This is a genomic window from Shewanella sp. S1-58-MNA-CIBAN-0166 (genome assembly GCF_040310085.1).
GTDB lineage: Bacteria > Pseudomonadota > Gammaproteobacteria > Enterobacterales > Shewanellaceae > Shewanella.
In genome coordinates this window covers 1-392 of sequence record NZ_JBEOPN010000095.1, presented here as the reverse complement: position 1 = coordinate 392, position 392 = coordinate 1, and the positions used below count along the sequence as shown (strand labels likewise).

The following is a 392-nucleotide window of genomic DNA, read 5'->3' as shown; positions in this document are numbered from 1 at the left end:
GCTGTGGCGTTAAATCCAGAGCAACATAAAGAAGCTGCTTAACAATTTAGGCGACAACTGTCTTGAAAAACGCCGTTCGCTTTAACTAACTCCTCAACAGCTAAAAGATAGACATCCTTTCTCAATGAGGACTTTCTCTCTAACTCTCTTTCTCTTTCATCATGTAAGAGCTGTGCTTTAAATCGCTCATTATTACTTTTATTTGAAATCATAACTCCAACAAAAGAAATTAATGAACCTAAAGCTACAGAAAAAATAACTATTGGTATGTTTAAAACAAATTCAGACACAAAACACTCCAGTTTACGTGAGGCATAACAGCTTATTGAAGGGCAAAAAAAATTAAAGTCGCCCTTTTAAGTTATTGATTAATATCATCCTACATTTACTAT

1 protein-coding gene is annotated in these 392 nt (G+C 33.7%); it reads right to left on the bottom strand.

Going from position 1 to position 392, the window contains the following annotated elements; all coding sequences use genetic code 11:
* Positions 1–38: 38 nt before the first annotated feature.
* On the bottom strand, positions 39–290 hold the full coding sequence (locus AAEY99_RS21240; protein ID WP_351011951.1) for a hypothetical protein: 252 nt from the start codon (positions 288–290) through the stop codon (positions 39–41).
* Positions 291–392: the final 102 nt, after the last annotated feature.